Consider the following 16,474-nt stretch of genomic DNA (forward strand, 5'->3'; position numbering starts at 1 on the left):
ATTGCCTCTGCCAGTCCCCACGGTGCGACGTTGGAGATCGCTCGGCGGATTGCTGACGCGCTGACGCAAGAGAACCCGGTAGTTGGGCGCCGATCTGGCTGCCCGCATCCTGCAAACCCAGCCGTAGGCGCCTAATCCGGGCACGGTTCCGGCACGCGCTGCGAAAGGACCGTCATGACCGCCCAACCTGCCCCGCCTCCCGCGCCCGGTCCGGCGCCGCCAGCCGCACGGATGAAGCCCGGACACTGGGTGCTGCTGGTCCTCGGCGTGTTGCTGACCGTCGCCGGGCTGGCCTTGACCATCAGCGCCGCCGTCATTCTGGGTGCCAGCGCCGTGCAGGGCAACGGCCGCTACCTGACCGGGCCGACGGAACAGTACCAGAGCACGGGGTATGCCTTGGTCGGTCCTTCCGTGGACGTCGACGCCGGGGCTGCGGGAATGCCCAATATTCCGGCGCTCGGAGACCTGGCCAGTTTCCAGGTGCGCGTCACCCCCGTGGTCCCGGACCAAGAGGTGTTCGTGGGCATCGCCGAGGCCTCCGACGCGGCGGCCTACCTGGAGGGCGTCTCCTACACCTCGCTGGGTGACGCCTCCCGCTCCGACAACGGGGACCGGCCGGGGCGCTCGTCGTGGTTCGATGACGACGACGAGGTGACCTCGGAAGGGGACCGCGTGCCGGCCCCGCCCGGCGAGCAGGACTTCTGGACGGAATCGACCTCCGGCAGCGGCCCACAGCAGATTGCCTGGGAGCTGCAGCCCGGCCAATGGTCGCTGGTCGTGATGAACGCCGATGCCTCACGCCCGGTGTGGGTGGAGGTGCAGGCAGGGGCACGATCCGATGTGCTGGGACCGGCCGGGAGCGGCCTCTTGATCGCCGGGCTGATCGGCCTGGTCATCGGTATTCCCCTCCTGTTGCTCGGTGCCGCCGGCCTGGGCCGCGACATCGATCCGGATCGTTCCCGTCCGGGCCAGCGCCCGGACGGCATGGATCCGTACCGCCGCCCGGGCCAAGGCCCGGGCGCCGCGCCGGCCGGGAATGCCGGGTGGGGAAGGTCGACGCAGATCTACCCGGTGCTGGTGAACGGCTTCCTGGACGGCCGGCTCTCGCGTTGGCTGTGGCTCGTCAAGTGGCTCTTGGCGATTCCGCATTACATCGTCTTGGCCGTGCTGTGGTTCGCCGTGCTGGTGGCCACGATCGCGGCCGGGATCGTGATCCTGTTCACCGGGCGGTATCCAAGGTCCTGGTTCTGGTTCAACGTCGGTGTGCTGCGCTGGTCCTGGCGCGTGGGTTTCTACGGGTACTCCGCGCTGGGCACGGACCGGTATCCGCCGTTCACCCTGGCGGCCGCGGACTACCCGGCCAACCTGGACGTGGCGTACCCGCAGCGACTCTCGCACTGGCTCGTGCTGGTGAAATGGTGGCTGCTGGCCATCCCGCACCTGCTCATTGTCGGCATCTTCACCAGCGGCACCGGAGCGGCCTGGGACCGGGGCTGGGGCAGGGGCTGGGGCGAGGACTCGTATGCGTCCCCGGCCACGTGGGGCCCCTCACTGCTGGGTTTGCTCGTGCTGATCACCGCGGTGATCCTGCTCTTCAGCGGCCGCTACCGGCAGGAGCTGTTCGCCCTGATCATTGGCATCAACCGCTGGGCCTACCGGGTGGCGGCCTACGTCTTGCTGATGCGCGACGAGTACCCGCCCTTCCGCCTGGACCAGGGGCCGGTCGACCCGTCCGCCCCGGGCGCAACGCAGGGGCCCGTCGATCCGTCCGCACCGGCCGCAGCGCAAGGGCCCGTCTACCCGGGGACCGCGCCTCAGGGGCCAGGGCCCGCCAACCCGCAGGCGCCGACAGCCCGGCAGCAAGAACCCGGGACACCCGGAACACCGCCGGCGGGCAATGGGGGACCGGAGCCGTGGACCCGCCCGCCCGGGACGACCTAAGCCAAGAGACTGCTCCCGGCAGCCTTCACCCGCGTTCCAGCCGGCCACGCCGCGGGCGCAGCTAGGGCAGGGGCGTCCGCGCAAGCGCTATGGCCAGGCCGTAGGCCGCCGCCATCACCATGAGCTCGGCGGCTGCCAACCGGAGGAACGGCCGCAGCGCCGTGGGTCCGGCCGACAGCCCGGGATCCGCCCTGGCCGGGAGGCCGGCGGGAGCACGTTCCCGGACAGCAAAGGCGCGCAGCGTCGTGCGGCGATGCAGCCAGCCGCACACAATCAACAGCGCGAACGCCGCCGCCTTGCCCAACACCAGGAACCCGTAGCCGGAGACCAACGCGGCCGGGGCCTGAACCTGGAGCACGGCATTGACCAGGCCGCTGGCAGCCACCGCCGTGGCGCAGGCCAGCGCCAGCGTGCTGTAGCGCCGCACGGTCCGCAGGAAGTCGTCGGGTGGCTGCAGCGCCAGGTACGCCACGCCCGCCAACCCGCCCGCCCAGAGGCCCGCGGCGGATACATGAAGGCCCAGGCTGGCAACCGCCAGGAAGTGTTCATCGTGACTGGAGGCGTGGCCCGCCAGCGGCGGCATGGCGAGGGCCGCCACCAGCAGGATCAGCGCCAGTCCCGCGCCGGTCGCCGTGCGCGAGAACCGCGCGGTCACCGCCGCCACGACCGTCAGTGCTGCTTGGAAGAGCAGGACCCTGCCGGGCCTGACCTCCAAGACCACCCGCATCAGCTCCGCGGGGTCCAGTTGGGTGACGGGCACGCCGAGCAGTTCGCTCCCGGTAAACCAAAGGCGGACCACCACGGCCGGCACTGCAGCGGCTCCCAGCGCGGCCGCCGCGACGGCCAGCCCCCGGCCGGCAGCCGACAGTTCTTGGCTTCCCGCGGGGAGGGTAAGCAACGCCACGCAGGCGAAGCCGACGGCCAGGACCATGCCGACGGTGGCCAGCAGCGTTGCCGCCGGAAGGCCCCAAGCGGTCGCTGCTCCCGCCGAAGGCAGACCCGGCAGCGGCGGCGCGACCGCGCCTCCCGCGGCAAGTCCCAGGACCATCAGGCCGGCCCCCAGCAGCAGGCAGCAGCCCGCAACAGCCCACACCGGCAGCCGGCGCAGTGGCGGTTCCGGAGGCCCGGATGGCGGCTGCGTGCCCGGTTCCGGAGCTTTGGGCGGCGGCTGCGTGCCCGGTTCCGCGTCGGGATGGGTCATTCGTGCAGGATAGGGCGCGCACCTCCCGGCGTCGAGAGGCCGAACATCCACGGGCGCCCTTCAACCGTTCCCGCCTCAGCCGGTTGCCGCCGCGAGAGGCTGCCCCGCGCCCGCTGACGCGGCGGCCGCCGCCGGGTAGGCTGTCCAGCGATGAATACCAACGAGATACTGCTACAGCGCACCGGCCGCCTGGGCCACATCGTCCTGAACCGTCCGAAGGCGATCAACGCCCTCAACGACTCGATGATCACGTCGATCACCGCGGCCCTCCGCGAGTGGGCCGAGGACGACGCCGTCGAGACCGTCCTGATTTCCGGCGCCGGGGAACGGGGACTGTGCGCCGGCGGCGACATCGTGGCCATCTACCGGCACATGAAGGACGGCGGCGACCAGCTCTTCTGGGAAGACGAGTACCGGATGAATTCGCTGATCTCCCGTTACCCGAAGCCGATCGTGGCGTTCATGGACGGCGTGGTGCTCGGCGGCGGCGTCGGAGTGTCGGCACACGCGTCCTACCGGGTCGTGACGGAGCGGACCAAGGTCGGCATGCCGGAGACCCGGATCGGGTTCATTCCCGACGTCGGGGGCTGCTTCCTGTACTCGAGGGCACCGGGGGAGCTCGGCACCCACCTCGCGCTGACTGCAGGCACCGGGACCGGAGCCGACGCCATCGTGATGGGCCTGGCCGACTACTTCGTGGACAGCGCCGAGCTGCCCGCCCTGGCGGCCGCGCTCGCCGAAGCCCCCGCGATTGAAGCGATGGCGGCCTTCTCCCACACGGACGTCCCGGCGTCGGACCTGGACAAGGAACGCCACTGGATCGATGAGTGCTACGCGTACGACGACGCGGAGCAGATCCTCGCCGCCCTGCGGAATTCGCCGGTCCCGGCCGCACGGGCCGCCGCCGAGGAGATCGCCCTGAAATCGCCCACGGCCGTGAAGCTCACGCTCGAGGCCCTCCGCCGCGCAGGCAAGATGGAGACGCTGGAGGAGGTGCTGGATCAGGACTACCGCCTGGGCATCCGGCTGGTCGCTGCCCCGGACTTCGCCGAGGGCGTGCGCGCCCAGGTGATCGACAAGGACCGCAATCCGCGGTGGAACCCGGCCACGCTCGCGGAGGTGGACCGTGCCGCCGTCGAGTCCTACTTCGCGGACCTGGGCGAGGACGAACTGGGCCTGGCCGCATCGGTGGCGGCGCAACCCGCCGCGGGCAGCTAAACGAACGGCGCGGGCCCCCGAAACCGGGAACCCGCGCCGTTCCTGCCGTTGCTACTTCTTGTCGTCTCCGGTCATCCGCTGGCTCAGGTAGACCGGGATCATCGACACGATGATCAGTACCGCGGCGATCACGTTCACCACCGGCGCCTGGTTGGGCCGGGCCATGTTGTTGAAGATCCAGATGGGCAGGGTCTCGGTTCCGGGCGGGGCGGTGAAGGTGGTCACCACAATCTCGTCGAAGCTCAACGCGAAGGCCAGGAGGCCGCCGGCCACGAACGCCGAGCGGAAACCCGGGAAGGTGACCTGGAAAAAGGTCTTGACCACGTTGGCGCCCATGTCCATGGCGGCCTCTTCCAGGCCCTTGTTCATCCGACCGAGCCTGGCCTGCACGTTGTTGAACACCATCACGATGCAGAACGTCGCGTGGCCCACGATCACCGAGAACAGTCCGAGGCCGATGCCCAGCGGTTCCAGCACCGTCTTGAACGTGTTGTTCAGCGCCACGCCGGTGACAATGCCCGGCAGTGCGATGGGCAGCACCACCAGCAGGTTGACCGTGTTCTTCCCGAAGAAGTCGTACCGGGAGAGCGCGAACGCGATCATGCTGCCCAGCACCAGCGCAATCACGGTGGCTACCGTGGCCACGCGCAGCGAGGTCCAGAGCGCCTCGCGCACGCCCTCGTTGCGGAAGGCGGCTTCCCACCAGCGGGTGGTGAATTCGGTGATCGGAAACGCGCCGGAGGTGGTGGCGTTGAACGAGTTGACGATCACCAGCAGCAGCGGCAGGTAGATGGCGGCCATCACCAGCCCGGCGAACAGGCGCAGGGTGACCTTGGCGGAGGAGGAGAGTCTCATCGGTCTGTTCCTAAAGCTGCTCGAGGGCGCCGGATTTGCGGGCCAGGAAGAGGTACAGGACAACCACCACGATGGGCACGGTGCCGAACGCGGCGGCAAGCGGCGGATTGAGGTTGATGTTGGAGGCGATCACGGTGCCGATCACCTGCGTCTTGCCGCCGACGAACTGCGCGGCGATGTAGTCGCCCAGGCTCAGCGAGAACGTGAAGATGGATCCGGCAATGAACGCCGGCTTCAACAGCGGGACGGCCACGGTGCGAACCGTGGACCAGGCCTTCGCGCCCAGGTCGGAGGAAGCGTCGAACAGGTTGTCCGGGATCTGGCGGAAGGCCGAATACACCGGCACCGCCATGTACGGGAACCACAGATAAGCCAGCGTGACCACCAGCGCCGCGGGGCCGTAGCCCGGCCCGGTCATGCCCAGCGGGGCCAGCAGCCAGTCCAGCGGGCCGCCGCTGGAGAACGTGATGCGCCAGGCGAACACCTTCACCAGGTATCCGGCCCACAGTGGCAGCGTGATGCCGATGGCCAGGACCGCGCGCATCCGCGGCGAGGCGACCTTGGCCATGTACAGCCCCAGCGGCAGCGCCAGCGCGGCGCACAGGGCGGTCACGGCCAGCGCGATGCCGATGGTCCGCAGCGCGGTGAACTGGTAGGCCGGCACGGTGAGGATCTCCACGAAGTTCTCCACGGTGAACGCGGGGATCACCTTGGAGGTGAAGGAGTCGGTGGTCCAGAAAGCGGTGATGAACAACAGGATCAGCGATCCGATGTACAGCACGCCCAGCCAGGCCAGCGGCAGGGTCAGGAGCGCGGTCAGCCGCAGTTTGGGCCGGGCGTAGAGCAGTCGGGAGATCCGGTCGCCCAGTCCGCTGCGCTCGCTGCCCGGCGCCGAGGCGCTGCCGGCTGCGGCCTCCGGTTCGATCGTTGGTGCTGCCATGGTGGTTTCGGCGGGCCTGCCCGCCGTTCCTCCTTCAGATGCGGTGCTGATCAGGATGCGTGTGCACGGCCGGCGAGGACACCGCCGTCGTGCTGGGGAGTGCCCTCCAAGGCAGGGGCACGACGGCGGTGCTCACCGCGCGCCGCGCCCCTGCCATGGGGAGGGGTGCTGGAGGGAGGGGTTAGCCCTTGACCTCGGTCCAGGCCTTGGTCCACTCCTGGTAGTTGGTGCACGTGGCGTCGGTGCGGCCGTCAATGCACTGCTCCACCGGGGTGGTCCACATCCACACCTGCTTGTAGTACTCCTCGTCCGTGGCGTGGTAGGTGGCGCAGTGCTCCTCGTTCTCCTTGGAGCCTTCGCAGGCCAGCGCGTTGGCCGGGGCCATGCCGAAGTTTTGGGCCATCTTGGCGTTCACCTCGGCGGAGGAGGCCCAGTCCATCCACTGGTAGGCGCAGTTGGGGTTCTTGGACTGCGCGGAGAGCATCCACGTGTCGGACCAGCCGGTGGCGCCTTCCTTCGGCAGCACGGACTCGACCTTTCCGCCGTCGGCCTGGGCGATGTTCACGATGACCTGCCAGCCGGTGCCCAGGGACGCGGTCCCGGAGGAGATGGAGGAGACGGCCTTCAGCGCGTCGTTCCAGTACTCGCCGGCGACGCCGTTCTGGGTCTTGAGCAGTTCCACCGCCGCGGCCAGCTGCTCCTTATCCAGCGCGTAGGGGTTGGTGATCCCCAGGTCCGGCTGGGTGGCCATCAGGTAGAGGGCCGCGTCGGCGATGAAGATCGGCGAATCGTAGGCCATGATCTCGCCGGCGTACTCGCTGTTCGGGTCCCAGGTGGCTTCCCACGAGTCGGGGGCTTCGGGCACCGCCTCGGTGTTGTACATCAGGACGTTGGCGCCGCGGCCGATGGGAACGCCGTAGGTCTTGCCGTTGAGCGTGTCGTAGATCTGGCCCTTCAGGCCGTCCACGATGTGGCCGAAGTTCGGGATCAGGTCGGTGTTGATCGGGGCCACGTCGCCGCCGGCAATCAGGCGCAGCGAGGCGTCGCCGGAGGCCGAGACCAGGTCGTACTCGCCGGTGCGCATCAGCTGGACCATCTCGTCGCTGGTGGCGCCGACCTTGCGGTTGACCTTGCACTGGGTCTCTTTTTCGAACTCGGTGACCCAGTCGGCGTCGGGGTTGGTGGAGCCGTCCTCGACGAAACCGGCCCAGGCAATGATGTTGACTTCGCCCTCGGACTCGCCCACCTCGGTGGCGGCCGGGAGGTCAGGGACCTGGATGCCGCCGCCGGCGGAGGAGGCGGGAGCGGAGCCGCCGCAGCCGGCCAGGACCAGCGAGAGCGAGGCGAGTGCCGCCAGCGGCAGTGCCTTGGTGATCTTCATGGAGTACCTTTCCTTCAGGGTGCGTAGTGCTGGTGGTGCAGGTCTAGACGGTGTAGTTGAAGCGGGAGGACCACTGCAGCCGGACGCGGTCGCCACGCCCGGCGCCGGAGGCACGGGAATCGTTCTGCTCCTGGACAATCAGCGTCTGGCCGACGGCGGTGCGCGCCACGTAGCGGGTGGAGGGTCCGGTGTAGATGACCTCCTCGATCACCGCTTCCACGGTGGACAGCCCGGCTGCTTCCGCCGGCTCGTCGAGGCGGCGGATGTGGATGCGCTCCGGCCGGATGCTCAGCAGGGCGTCGGAGCCGGTGAGCTGCCGGGCGAGCGCACCCTCCACCAGGTTGGTGTTGCCGAGGAAGGAGGCGACGAACCGGCTGCCGGGGCGTTCGTACAGATCCTCGGGCGTGCCCACCTGCTCCACCACGCCTTCGTTGAAGACGGCAACCCGGTCCGAGAGCGTGAGCGCTTCTTCCTGGTCGTGGGTCACGAAGACGAACGTGATGCCCACGGTGCGCTGGATTTGCTTCAGTTCCACCTGCATCTGTTCGCGCAGCTGCTTGTCCAGCGCGCCGAGGGGTTCGTCCAGCAGCAGCACCTGCGGGCGCAGGACCAGTGCCCGGGCCAGGGCGACGCGCTGGCGCTGCCCGCCGGAGAGTTGCGAGGGCAGCCGGTCGGCCACCCGGGGCAGGCGGATCATCTCCAGAGCCTCGGTCACCAGCCTGCGCCGCTCGCTCCGGGGCGTCTTGCGCAGCTTGAGCCCGTACTCCACGTTCTGGGCCACGCTCAGGTGCGGGAAGAGCGCGTAGTCCTGGAACACGGTGTTGACGTCGCGTTCGAACGGCGCCTTGCGGGTGACGTCGCGGCCGGCCAGGTCGATGCGGCCGGAGGTGGGGAGTTCGAAGCCGGCGATCATGCGCAGCACGGTGGTCTTCCCGGAGCCGGAGGGGCCCAGCAAGGAGAAGAATTCGCCCTGGCGGATGTCCAGGTCCAAGCCTTTGACGGCGGTGAAGTCGCCGAAGGTCTTCGCGACCTGCTGCAGGGAGATGGCAGGCGTGGCGGAGGCCCCCGTGCTGTCCGGCGCGGTGGTTGCGGAGGTGGCTGTGGCTTGCACGGCTGGGTCCTTTCAGGAAGGGCTGATGTGGCGTGGACTACATCGTCTTGCGTTAACATATGAAACCAGAGGTTAAATGTAAAGCCGGTCACATCGTGTAGATTTCTTGTGACGGACCGTTCCGGGGGCAGGCCCTCCGCCGCGTCCTGCCGTCCCGCGGGCGGTCCGTCTGGAAGGATCGACGCATGCCTAAAGATTCACCGCCGCGCCAGCGCTTGCTCGCCGCGGTCTTCGCCCCGCTGGGCGAGGGCGGCAAGGCGCAGCGCGTGGAGGACCGGATCCTGGAAGGGATTGCCGCGGGTGTGCTGGCCGACGGCGACCGGCTGCCCAGCGAGGCCGAGCTGGCTTCCTCCATGGGCGTGGCGACCGTGACGGCACGGGAAGCCTTGGTGGGCCTGCGATCCCGCGGGCTGGTGGCCACCCGGCGGGGCCGCGACGGAGGCACCTTCGTCACCGTCCCCACCGGACGGCGTGCGGAACTGGTCCGCGACCGCCTCGGCCGGATGAGCCGGGTTGAGCTGCGCGACCTGGCCATCCATTACCGTGCCATCGCGGCGACCGCCGCCGAACTGGCGGCGGATTTTGCGGACCCCGACGACGCCGAAATGCTGCGCCGGATCCTGCATGCGTCCCGTTCGACTGGCACCGGCGGAGCCGTCGTCGGCGATTTCCTGCTGGAGTTGGCAGCATTGAGCCAGTCGGCGCGGCTGACGCGTGAATTCGTCCGGCTCTACAAGGACTTTGGTCCGTTGTTGTCGGTGCTGCACGAGGACGCGGAGTTCGACGCCGCGATGGTGCAGATGTGCGATCGCATTGCCGATGCGGTTGCCGCAGCCGATGCCGCGACGGCGCGCGAGACAGTGAGCGCGCAGATCCAGACCGGATTGGCGGCGCTGATCGATGAACACGCCCGGCTGACCGACCGGCCCGCCGGCCCTACCCCCGCTACCGCCCAAAGGAGGACGGGATGAACGCCATGACCGAACCGGCATCAATACGTGCGGCGGATCCGCTCGCCGAGGTCACCGGATTCTTCGAAGGCATCCTGGCCGAAGTGAATGCCTGGGTGCCGGCCCTGGCCGGGTTGTATGAGGACCCGGCGCGGCCGCCGGGCGGCAAGCAGGTCACCGCGACCATGCAGCCGCTGGCCGCTGCGCTGGTGGGGAGCCGGCGATGGCCCGTGGTCGGTTCCGGCTTTGTGGCCGCTGCCCATGCGGTGGCCGACGCTTCCTGGCACATGGCGTGGTGGCAGGGCGAGAGCATGGAGCGGCTGGTCTTGCCCGCCCTAGCTTCGGCGTCCGATGCCTATATGCGTCGTGAGTGGTTCACCAAGCCGATGGAGACCGGCCTGCCGCATGTCACCGGACCCTACGTGGACTTTCTCTGCACCGACGAATACACCATGACCATGACCGTCCCGGTCGCGGTGGGGGAGCGGCGCGTGGGCGTGGCGGGCGCCGACGTCTTCGTGGAATCGCTGGAACCGCTGCTGCTGCCGGCACTGAAGAAACTGCACCCGGCGGCGGCCCTGGTCAATCGTGCCGGCCGGGTGGTGGTTTCCGCCGACGCCCAGCTTGCTGCCGGCACGCTGTTGGCACCGGGTGCCGTGCCGGCGTCGGGTCCGGCGGCAGGGGTAGGCGGCGATCCGGGAAGCCCGGCCGGTCCGCCCCGCTCGCGGACGGTGCCGCCCCGCGGCGACCGGTACATCGATGTGGAACTGGTGGTGCTGGACTGCGGCCGGCTGCCGCTGGCGGTGGTGTACCCGCAGGCGTAGCGGGCAGCCGACGGCGCACGTCCTGGCGTGAAAGCGGTCCCGGAAAGTCCGGTCCGGGATCATGCCGGCCGGGATCAGGCGCCGGCGTCCCGCTATCGTGCCGGCCGGGATCAGGCGCCGGCGTCCCGCTATCGTGCCGGCCGGGATCAGGCGCCGGCGTCGCGCTGCCCCGGGGCGTTTGCCTCGTGGTTACGGAGCCCGTGAGTGCGTCGGTCCTCTTTCATGGAAGCTTCGAACAGGTGCTTGCGGCCGCCGGCCAGCGTTTCACGTGCCTGCCGCTCCAGCTCCTTGAAGGGGCCGTAGTAGATCTCGTCGTACTCGTCGACGATCTGGAACGTCCAATGCCCCTCGATGACGTTGCGGCCCACGATCTCCCGATCGATCCGCTCGGCCAGTTGATGGTGGCCGGCCTTGCGCAGCAGCTCCACCGCCTCGCCCAGCGCCAGATCGGCCGTACCGGTAAGCCGGTGAAAGCCGTACAGCAGGCCGCGCGCGTGTTCCACCGCTTCCAGCGCCTCGGACATCTTGCCCAAGGCCTCGAGGGTGGCGTCGTCGAGGCCTTCGGGGCGCCGGTACTTTTCCGCGGGCCCGTCCTCCGGTCGCTTTGTCATGGTGGGCACTCTAGCGCTTGCCGGTGGTCGCGTCCCCGGCAACCCCGAGTTTGTCAGCCGCGTCCGCGGAAGCCCCACCCCCGCCAGCCCCGAGCCCGGCGGCCCGGCGGATGATGTTGCGGGCCATGGAGGGGAAGATCAGCCCGTGGAACGGGAGCACCAGCCACCAGTAGAGCTTTCCGGAGAGCCCGGTGGGGAAGTAGATGGCGCGCTGCCGGTAGACGCTGCCGCCGTCCGCCGGGACCACCGACAGTTCCAGCCAGGCCTGGCCCGGCACCTTCATCTCGGCGTGCAGCCGCAGCAACCGGCGCTCGGCCGTGTCCTCGATGGCCTCCACCCGCCACCAGTCAACGGCGTCGCCCACGCTGAGCCGGTCGGCATGCCGGCGGCCGCGGTTGTGCCCGGCGCCGCCCACCAGTTTGTCCAGCACGCCCCGGATGGCCCAGGCCGCGGGCCACGAGTACCAGCCGTTGTCCCCGCCGATCCCCTGGATCACCCGCCAGACGTCCTCGGCAGCGACGGCGGAGCCGCGTTCCCGCGCGTCCACGAAGACGGTGCGGCCCGCCCACTCCGGGTCGCTGGGCAGCGGGTCCGACGGCGGGCTGTTGGAGGCGTTGGTCCAGCTGGTTTCCACCTCGCCGCTGGCCATCTTGCCCAGCGCCAGCTGCACCGCGCGGCGGTACCCGGTCAGCCCGCCCTCGGGCGGCGGGATGTAGCGGTCGATGTCCTGCTCGGCGGAGACGGCGTCGTGCTGGAGTGACTCCACCAACGGCACGGCCATGGCGTGCGGTATCGGAGTCGTCAGCGCCACCCACCAGCCGGCCAGCGCGGGAGCCGGAATCGGCAGGGCATAAATCAGCCGCCGCGCCAGCCCGGCCTCGCGCGCGTATCCGTACATCAGCCCCGCGTAGGTGATCCGTTCCCGCGAGCCGATGTCGAAGGTGCGGTTCAACCCGGCCGGCAGCTCCGGCGCCCGTTCCAGGTAGTGCAGCACATCGCTGATCGCTATCGGCTCCACGGTGCGCCGCACCCAGCTGGGCGCCGGCATGACCGGCAGGTTTTCGGCCAGATGCCGGATCATCTCGAAGGAGGCGGAACCCGAGCCAATCACGACGCCGGCCTGGAAGACCGCCGCCGGCACCTCGCCTTCCAGCAGCGCCCGGCCCACGGCGGACCGCGAGCGCATGTGGCGGGACAGCTCGACGTTCTCCGGATGCAGCCCGCCCAGATAGACGATCCGCTGCGCCCCGGCCGCGGCGGCGGCGGCCGCGACCGTGCGCGCTATTGCCAGTTCGCGCTCCTCGAAGTCGGTCCCGGAGGCCATGGAGTGCACCAGATAGAACACGGTCCGCACGCCGGCGCAGGCCCGCTTCGCGTCGTCGGCGTCGGCGAGGTCGCCGGCAACGATGTCCACGTCGTCGTGCCATGGAACCGCCGCGAGCTTGCCCGGGGAGCGGACCAGGACGCGGACGGCGTAGCCGCGGGCCAGCAGCCGCGGAACCAGCCGCCCGCCGATGTAGCCGGTGGCGCCGGTGACCAGGACCAGCTGCGGCGTCGGTTCCGGTGGAGTGGCCATGTCGCCATGCTTCCACCCGCGCCGGGCCCTGTCACGGGGTTAAGGAGCGGGAAAGCCCCGCGGCAGGTCAGTCCCGGGAGCGCGGCTCTGCGCCGCGCAGCCCGCGCTGCAGCAGGTACGGCAGGATCCACAGCAGGAAGAACATCGCTACCAGCACGCCGCCGCCCACCGCCAGGGCAGGGACGTCTCCGGCGATCACGTCCACGATGAACGCCACGCAGCCGGTGGCCAGCAGCCCGATGCCCAGCACCGCGACCCTCACGATCCGGTGCCCGTGCGCCACGGTCGCGTCCTTGAGGTGCAGCCCGAACAGCTGGCGGTGGATCGCCACCGGCGTCAGGATCACCCCGGTCATGAGCGCCGCGAGCACCAACAGCGCGATGTACAGACCCACCTGGTACGGGGCCAGATCGCTGAAGCGGCTCTGGAACGGAAGCGTCATCAGGAACGCGGTGATGATCTGCGCGCCGGTCTGCATCACCCGCAGCTCCTGCAGCAGCTCGTTCCAATTCCGGTCCAGCTTCTCCTCGAAGGTTTCGGTCCGGCCCTTTGAATGTTCGTTAACGCGGTCTTCCGTAGCCATAGGAAAAACTTAGCGTCTCCGGCGGCTCTGCACTCAACCGGGAAGTACGACGGCGGTTCCTCCAAGGGGAGGGGAGAGGCGCCGCCAAAAAAATTTCCATGAAAGTGCATCCAAACACCCTGCCCGGACAGTAGTAGGGGTGTAAGCACCGATCAGCCCGGAGCACCCGGGCCGTTGAAGGAGAACAAAATGCGTAAGAGCATCGTTACGGTTTCAGCCCTGGGTCTTCTGGCACTCGGCGTGGCAAGTCCCGCCCAGGCGGCCGAACAGGAAGCCCAACTCTCGGTCCTGCACGGCGTCCCGGATTTGACGGTGGACGTGTGGGTGAACGGCGAGCGGACGCTGGATGATTTCGCTCCCGGCGACCTGGCCGGACCGCTGGCACTGCCTGCGGGCGCGTACTCGCTGGCCATCACCGCCTCGGACGCCGAGAACGCCGACAGCCCCGCCATTGGCCCGGTGGATGTCCAACTGGAGGGCGGCGGCAACTACACGGCCGTGGCCAACCTGGACGCCGAGGGCAATCCCACGGCGAACCTGTTCACCAACGACGTCTCGGCCATCGAAGCCGGCAAGGGCAAGCTGACCGTGCGCCACACGGCCGCTGCCCCCGCTGTCGACGTGCTGGCCGGCGGGTCCCCGGTGATCCAGGGCCTGTCCAACCCGGACGAACAGACCCTCACCCTGGACCCGGGCACCATCTCCGCGGCGGTAGCCGCGGCGGGCACCACCGAACCGGTGATCGGGCCGGCCGACGTGCCGGTGGCGGAGGGCACCCACACGGTCGTCTACGCCTGGGGCAGCCTGGATGACGGCAACCTGGCCCTTGCGGTGCAGAACATCGAAGGACTGCATTCCGCGCCGGGCGCAGTGCCGGGCGGCATGTCGGGCGCGGCTGCTGAGGCCGGCCCGGACTACACCATCGCCGCGGTTGCCGGCGGGGCAGTGCTGCTGCTCCTCGGCACCGGCGTAGTCGCCCGTCGCAGGCAAGCGGTTCGCACCACCGACTAACTGCGACGGGTCTTAAAAGAAGCCGGCGGCGCCAGCCCGGGGCGCCGCCGGCTTCCATCCCTCCGGCGGCTTCCATTTTGCCGCCGGCAACCATCGCTCCGACACCGGCACCGCTCCGCGAGGAAAGAATCATGGCAACCGTACCGACGACGACAATGGGCACCCGCGCAGGGCTACTGTGCTGCGGTGTCTTGATCGCCGCCACCGGCTGTGCCGCACCGATGCAGCCAGCCGCGGGCCGGCAACTGGTTCCGGTCGCCTCCCCGGCAGCAGTCGAAACCCCCGCCCCGGCCCGCGAAACCGTGGTCCCGGCGGCCGACAAGATCCCGGACCCTGCGGACATTCCGGTGCGGCTGGCCGCGCCGCTGACCGCCGGCGGCGAGGAGGCCCCGCCCACCCGGCTGCTCGTGGCGGGCACGTCAATCGATGTGCGCGTCGTCGACGTCGGCGTCAATACGGATAACGCCATGGAGATCCCCGAATCGGTGGAGCAGGCGGGTTGGTACCGCTACGGTGCCGCGCCGGGCGACCCTACGGGGACCGCCGTGATAGCGGCCCACGTCGACACCCTGGCGGGCCTGGCTCCCTTCTCCGAACTGAGGCAGCTCGAGCAGGGCACCCGCATCACGGTGCAACGGACGGCAGGCGATCCCGTGACCTACCGTGTCACCGAGGTGGCGCTGATGGACAAGGACGACTTCGACGGTAACGGCATCTTTCGCCGCGATGGACAACCGCTGCTCAAGCTGGTCACCTGCGGTGGCCAATGGCTGGACGCGCGAGAGGATTACAGCCACAATGTGGTTGTCACGGCAGTTCCCGACTGACTTTTCCGGTCCCGCAACAACTGTTCGCGTGGCGTTTCCTCCGACCAACCGGAAGGACGCAGGCTTGGTACCTCATCCTTTCGACGCGTGGGATACGGACATCGACGCAGCCTTCGCGGCGGGTGAGGAGGCTGCCATCGCCGATGCCTACCGGCACCTGGCCCCGCTCGTCCACACGCTGGCCTCCAGGGCCCTGCAAGACAAATCCGCGGCTGACGATATCACCCAGGAAGTATTCATCCGGGCGTGGCGGTCGCGGGAGGGATTCGACCCCGCGCTCGGCCGGTTGCCGGCATGGATCGTGGGAATCACCCGCCGTGCCATCGCCGATGCGTATTCCTCCGCCGCCCGCGAGCAGCACAAACTGCGGGCCGCTTCGGCCGTCATGCCCGACCCCGAATTCGCCCGGGACTCCCAGTCGCCGGAAGTCCTCGCAGACCGCCTGCTGCTGGACGATGAGCTGGAGCGGCTGGGCGAACCCAAGGGCTCCATCATGCGGCTGGCGTTCTACGAGGATCTGACCCACGAGCAGATCTCCCACCGCCTGGACCTACCCGTTGGTACCGTCAAAAGCCATATTCATCGCAGTTTGCACCACCTGAGGAGCCGATTGGAGGTCGACCATGCAGCATCTTGAACCGGAACTGATCAGCTTGCTGGCGCTGGACGACGCCCTCGGCAACCCATCCGACAGGGACCATCTACGCCGCTGCAGCCAGTGCGGCCAGGAGTACCAAGCGCTGCGCCGGGCGGTGGAGGCGGTCAGGGCCAACCCCGAACCAACCCTCGAGCCGCCCGGCCCGGCGGTGTGGGAAACCATTCACCGGGAACTGGCCCTTTCCCCCGAACTGGCCGCGGACCCATTGCAGGGCCGCACGGAAACCGTCCCGGCGGGGCGCCGGCCATCCCGGACCGCCTCAGCCCGGAGGGTGACTGCCAAGCCCAGTGCTTCACGACGCCTCCCCGCCGGGCCTCCGTCCTCCCGGCGCCTGCCCTCCCGGCACCTGCCCGCCTGGCTGGCCGCGGCGGCCGCGGTGGTGATTGTCGCCGCCATCGGCGTCTCCTGGGGCGTCACCCGCAACGCTGCCACGTTGGCGCAGGCGCAGTTGGAACCGCTGGAGCAATACGCGGCCACCGGGACGGCACGGGTAGTGGAAGCCAACGGCACCAGGGAACTTGAGATCCGGCTGAGCGAGAACGAGGCACAGGGGTATCAGGAGGTGTGGCTGATAGCGCCGGATCTGTCCGCCCTGGTCAGCCTCGGTGTGATGGACTCGGACACCGGCAGGTTCGCCATCCCGGACGGACTGGACCTGTCGCAATTCCCCATTGTCGACGTCTCGGACGAACCGCTGGACGGAAACCCCGAGCACTCCAGCGTCAGCATCGTCCGCGGCACCCTCGACACCTAGCCGTCCCTCCGGTAACGACAGGAAGGTCCCGCA

16 protein-coding genes are annotated in these 16,474 nt (G+C 69.3%); 8 read left to right on the forward strand and 8 right to left on the reverse strand.

Annotated features, from left to right (window positions below; all coding sequences use genetic code 11):
- Positions 1-174: 174 nt before the first annotated feature.
- Positions 175-1,941, forward strand: a complete 1,767-nt coding sequence (locus AC5RVZ_RS29885; protein WP_494069241.1) for a DUF4389 domain-containing protein — start codon at positions 175-177, stop codon at positions 1,939-1,941.
- Between the two features lie 61 nt (positions 1,942-2,002).
- On the opposite strand, the gene AC5RVZ_RS29890 is transcribed toward AC5RVZ_RS29885, so the two are convergent.
- Positions 2,003-3,142, reverse strand: a complete 1,140-nt coding sequence (locus AC5RVZ_RS29890; RefSeq protein ID WP_494069242.1) for a copper resistance D family protein — start codon at positions 3,140-3,142, stop codon at positions 2,003-2,005.
- A 150-nt stretch (positions 3,143-3,292) separates the two neighbouring features.
- Here AC5RVZ_RS29890 and AC5RVZ_RS29895 point away from each other — a divergent pair, with 150 nt between their 5' ends.
- Complete coding sequence (locus AC5RVZ_RS29895; RefSeq protein WP_494069243.1) at positions 3,293-4,360, forward strand: enoyl-CoA hydratase/isomerase family protein; 1,068 nt, start codon at positions 3,293-3,295, stop codon at positions 4,358-4,360.
- A 51-nt stretch (positions 4,361-4,411) separates the two neighbouring features.
- Here the strand turns inward: AC5RVZ_RS29895 and AC5RVZ_RS29900 are convergent, their stop codons facing one another.
- The 4 genes from AC5RVZ_RS29900 to AC5RVZ_RS29915 all read right to left on the reverse strand — a co-directional run bounded on the left by AC5RVZ_RS29900 (position 4,412) and on the right by AC5RVZ_RS29915 (position 8,647).
- The gene (locus AC5RVZ_RS29900) at positions 4,412-5,215 is read right to left on the reverse strand and encodes an ABC transporter permease (protein WP_494026219.1); all 804 of its coding nucleotides are present in this window, start codon (positions 5,213-5,215) and stop codon (positions 4,412-4,414) included.
- Between the two features lie 10 nt (positions 5,216-5,225).
- Positions 5,226-6,155, reverse strand: a complete 930-nt coding sequence (locus AC5RVZ_RS29905; RefSeq protein WP_494069244.1) for an ABC transporter permease — start codon at positions 6,153-6,155, stop codon at positions 5,226-5,228.
- Between the two features lie 181 nt (positions 6,156-6,336).
- Positions 6,337-7,536, reverse strand: a complete 1,200-nt coding sequence (locus AC5RVZ_RS29910) for an ABC transporter substrate-binding protein (protein ID WP_494069245.1) — start codon at positions 7,534-7,536, stop codon at positions 6,337-6,339.
- A 43-nt stretch (positions 7,537-7,579) separates the two neighbouring features.
- Positions 7,580-8,647: an ABC transporter ATP-binding protein gene (locus tag AC5RVZ_RS29915; RefSeq protein WP_494069246.1), complete on the reverse strand. Its 1,068-nt coding sequence runs from the start codon at positions 8,645-8,647 to the stop codon at positions 7,580-7,582.
- 185 nt (positions 8,648-8,832) lie between these two features.
- Between AC5RVZ_RS29915 and AC5RVZ_RS29920 the strand changes: the two genes are divergently transcribed.
- Positions 8,833-9,618 (forward strand): winged helix-turn-helix domain-containing protein, encoded by a 786-nt coding sequence (locus AC5RVZ_RS29920; protein WP_494069247.1) that lies wholly within the window; start codon positions 8,833-8,835, stop codon positions 9,616-9,618.
- Complete coding sequence (locus AC5RVZ_RS29925; RefSeq protein ID WP_494069248.1) at positions 9,615-10,421, forward strand: cache domain-containing protein; 807 nt, start codon at positions 9,615-9,617, stop codon at positions 10,419-10,421. Before AC5RVZ_RS29920 ends, AC5RVZ_RS29925 begins: the two co-directional genes overlap by 4 nt.
- A gap of 146 nt (positions 10,422-10,567) precedes the next feature.
- Here AC5RVZ_RS29925 and AC5RVZ_RS29930 read toward each other — a convergent pair whose 3' ends face one another.
- From AC5RVZ_RS29930 to AC5RVZ_RS29940, 3 genes are all read right to left on the reverse strand, one after another.
- Positions 10,568-11,032: a hypothetical protein gene (locus AC5RVZ_RS29930; protein WP_494069249.1), complete on the reverse strand. Its 465-nt coding sequence runs from the start codon at positions 11,030-11,032 to the stop codon at positions 10,568-10,570.
- A 10-nt stretch (positions 11,033-11,042) separates the two neighbouring features.
- Positions 11,043-12,608 (reverse strand): SDR family oxidoreductase, encoded by a 1,566-nt coding sequence (locus AC5RVZ_RS29935; RefSeq protein WP_494069250.1) that lies wholly within the window; start codon positions 12,606-12,608, stop codon positions 11,043-11,045.
- 67 nt (positions 12,609-12,675) lie between these two features.
- Positions 12,676-13,191, reverse strand: coding sequence for a DUF6328 family protein (locus AC5RVZ_RS29940; protein WP_494069251.1), 516 nt, complete (start codon positions 13,189-13,191; stop codon positions 12,676-12,678).
- Between the two features lie 189 nt (positions 13,192-13,380).
- On the opposite strand from AC5RVZ_RS29940, the gene AC5RVZ_RS29945 reads away from it, so the two are divergent.
- The 4 genes from AC5RVZ_RS29945 (at position 13,381) to AC5RVZ_RS29960 (ending at position 16,441) form a co-directional block, all read left to right on the forward strand.
- Entirely contained in the window at positions 13,381-14,202 is an 822-nt protein-coding gene (locus AC5RVZ_RS29945) for a DUF4397 domain-containing protein (RefSeq protein WP_494069252.1), read from the forward strand.
- A gap of 131 nt (positions 14,203-14,333) precedes the next feature.
- Positions 14,334-15,029: a class F sortase gene (locus AC5RVZ_RS29950; protein WP_494069253.1), complete on the forward strand. Its 696-nt coding sequence runs from the start codon at positions 14,334-14,336 to the stop codon at positions 15,027-15,029.
- Positions 15,030-15,093: 64 nt separating this feature from the next.
- On the forward strand, positions 15,094-15,666 hold the full coding sequence (locus tag AC5RVZ_RS29955) for an RNA polymerase sigma factor (RefSeq protein WP_494069326.1): 573 nt from the start codon (positions 15,094-15,096) through the stop codon (positions 15,664-15,666).
- A complete protein-coding gene (locus tag AC5RVZ_RS29960; RefSeq protein ID WP_494069254.1) occupies positions 15,653-16,441 on the forward strand; it encodes an anti-sigma factor in 789 nt (262 codons plus the stop codon). Before AC5RVZ_RS29955 ends, AC5RVZ_RS29960 begins: the two co-directional genes overlap by 14 nt.
- Positions 16,442-16,474: the final 33 nt, after the last annotated feature.

It is taken from the genome of Arthrobacter sp. Cza30 (assembly GCF_059090765.1).